The sequence below is a fragment of the Luteitalea sp. genome, assembly GCF_044337415.1.
Classification (GTDB): Bacteria; Acidobacteriota; Vicinamibacteria; order Vicinamibacterales; family Vicinamibacteraceae; genus Luteitalea.
The window spans coordinates 1-2,736 of the sequence record NZ_JBIINP010000381.1; the positions used below are offsets into that span (position 1 = coordinate 1).

The following is a 2,736-nucleotide window of genomic DNA, read 5'->3' on the forward strand; positions in this document are numbered from 1 at the left end:
TCGACGCGCGGCGTCCCATAGCCGTGGTCGGGCTGACGATGGACATCCCGCTGACGACCGCCGCGCTGCTGCGTCGGGTCGACACGCTGTTCGCACACAAGGCGATCGTGTCGCGCGAGGCCGACGGCCGCCTCGTGCGTACGACGTATGGCGACTGCCTTGCCCAGGCCCGACGCCTGGCCGCGGCGATGCGCGCGCTCGGCGTGCGTCCCGGCGACCGCGTGGCGACCTTCTGCTGGAGTCACGCCCGGCACCTGCAGGCCTTCTACGGCATCCCCGCCTCGGGCGCGATCCTGCACCCGCTGAACGTCCGGCTGCCTGCCGACGACCTCGCGCACGCGATCACCGAAGCCGACGACGCCGTGGCGATCGTCGATGCGGCGCTGTGGGAGGCGTTCGTGCCCGTGCGGCGCCTCATCGCCGACAGGCCGATCGTCGTGATCAGCGACTCGGGCGACGTGCCAGTGGGCACGATCGACCACGCGTCGCTGCTGGCCGCGCACGAGCCCGACGAGTTCCCGGAGCACGACGAACGGGCCGGCGCGATCCTCTGCCACACGTCGGGGACGACCGGGCGGCCGAAGGGCGTGCTGACCTCGCATCGCGCCCTCGTGCTGCACGCACTCACGCAGGCGCTGCCCGACATGCTCGACCTGTCGGAGCGCTCGACCGTGCTCGCCGCGGCCCACATGTTCCACGCCAATGGCTGGGGGCTCCCCTTCAGTTGCGCGCTCGTCGGTGCGTCGCAGGTGCTGCCCGGCGCGCGCCTCGACGCGGCCGGCCTCGTCGCGCTCCTCGAGTCGGAACGGGTAACGCACACGGCGGGCGTGCCGACCATCGCGCACGACCTGCTCGCCTGGCTCGACGCGCACCCGGGCCACGACCTCTCGTTGCTGCGCACGATGCTGGTGGGCGGCGCGGCGCTACCCGAGGCAACGATTCGCGCCTTCGACGAACGGCACGGCGTACGGCTGCTCCACTCGTGGGGCATGACTGAGACCGGCCCACTCGGCACGCTCGCGCGCGTGCCGAGCGAATTGGCGGACGCACCCGCCGACGCGCAGTACGCATGGCAAGCCACGCAAGGCCGACCGGCGCCGCTCGTGGAGATTCGCGCGCGGGCCGAGGACGGCACGCTCGTGCCCTGGGACAGCACCACCGCCGGCGAGCTCGAAGTGCGCGGACCGTGGATCGCATCGTCGTACTTCAGGTCGCCTGTGGCCGGTGCCCCGCAGGCAGTGAACGAGACGCGGACCGCTGATGGATGGCTGCGGACAGGCGACGTCGTGACGATCGGCCCGACGGGCGCCGTGTCGGTGATCGATCGGGCCAAGGACCTCGTGAAGTCCGGCGGCGAGTGGATCAGCTCGGCGGCCCTCGAGGCGTTGCTGCTGCAGCACCCGGCGATCGCGGAGGCGGCGGTCGTGGCGGTACCGCACGACCGCTGGGGCGAGCGCCCCGTGGCCATCCTCGTGGTGGCACCAGGCCACGAGGCGCCGACGCTGGACGAACTTCACACCCACCTTGCCGACCACGTCCCCCGCTGGTGGCGCCCCGACGCACTCACCATCGTCGACGCGCTCCCACGCACCAGCTCGGGGAAGATCAGGAAGGCGCTGCTGCGTCAGGAAGTGACGCCGCCACGCTGAACAGAGAGGCGGCGCCCTGTCTGGTCACCTGTCCCTTGGCTCCCTGTCCCTTGTCCCTCGCCTCCCTTGTGACTCGCGTACTCGTCCCTTGTCCCTTGGCCTGCGATAATGCCCTGTTCTCGCCGTGACGACCCTCGTTCGCCCCGACACCCCTGAAGACGAACTCGCCTCGCTGCACGCGCGCGTGAAGGAACTCGAGGCCGCGCTCGACGCGCGCACGGCCGACCTCGACTCGTTCAAGCTCGAACTGGAGGCCTTCCGGATCCGCTACCGGAAGGAGGTCGGGCTGCTCCACGACCAGCTCGATGAACTCGAGATCGCCATCGCCGAGCTCGAGCTCGGCGAGCTGTCGCGGAAGGTGGCCGAGGCGAAGGCGGCCGAGGAAGCCGGAGAAGCGCCGCCCGCCGACACGGGTCCGTCGCCCGTGGTCGACGTGCCGCCGCGCTTCACCTCCGACGCGGTGCGCAAGCTGTTCCGCGAGGTGGCCAAGATCATCCATCCCGATCTCGCGCACGACGGCCACGCCCGCGACCATCGCCACTCCCTGATGGTGCAGGCCAACCGCGCCTACCGGCTGGGCGACGAGGAGCAGCTCCGCTGGATCCTCCAGATGTGGGAGCGGAGCCCCGAGGCCGTGCGCGGCAGCGACCCCGACGCCATGCGCCTGCGGATGTTGCGCCGCATGTCGCAACTCGAGGAACACCTCGACCGGCTGTCGAAGGAGCGCGAGGAGCTGCTGGCCTCGCCGATCGGATCACTGAAGGTGATGGTCGACGAGGCCGCCGGCAAGGGGAAGGACCTGATCGCGCAGATGGTCAGGCAGCTGCAGCGCGACATCATGGCCGCCACCAACCGTCTCGACGCGATGCGCCACTGACGCGGGGCGATCAGTACGTCTCGGCGACGTAGCGGTACGGGTAACCCGGTTCCCGATACCTGCCCGGCTTCTGCCGCTTCGGCAGCTTCACCTTGGGCCGCGGCAGGCGCTCGTAGGGGACGTGCGACAGGATGTGGGTGATCACGTTGAGCCGCGCGCGCTTCTTGTCGTCGGAGGGCACCACGGTCCACGGCGCGAACTCGGTGTCGG

The 2,736-nt window shown here is 70.8% G+C and carries 2 protein-coding genes and 1 pseudogene; 2 read left to right on the forward strand and 1 reads right to left on the reverse strand.

Annotated elements, in window-relative coordinates; all coding sequences use genetic code 11:
- Together ACIRDX_RS22610 and ACIRDX_RS22615 are read left to right on the forward strand one after the other, a co-directional pair.
- The coding region (locus tag ACIRDX_RS22610) for a long-chain-fatty-acid--CoA ligase (RefSeq protein WP_396627672.1) at positions 1-1,649 on the forward strand (1,649 nt) is incomplete at its 5' end.
- A 124-nt stretch (positions 1,650-1,773) separates the two neighbouring features.
- Positions 1,774-2,526, forward strand: a complete 753-nt coding sequence (locus ACIRDX_RS22615) for a hypothetical protein (protein WP_396627673.1) — start codon at positions 1,774-1,776, stop codon at positions 2,524-2,526.
- A 10-nt stretch (positions 2,527-2,536) separates the two neighbouring features.
- Here ACIRDX_RS22615 and ACIRDX_RS22620 read toward each other — a convergent pair.
- Positions 2,537-2,736 (reverse strand): annotated as a pseudogene (locus ACIRDX_RS22620) (polyphosphate kinase 2); the annotation flags it as partial.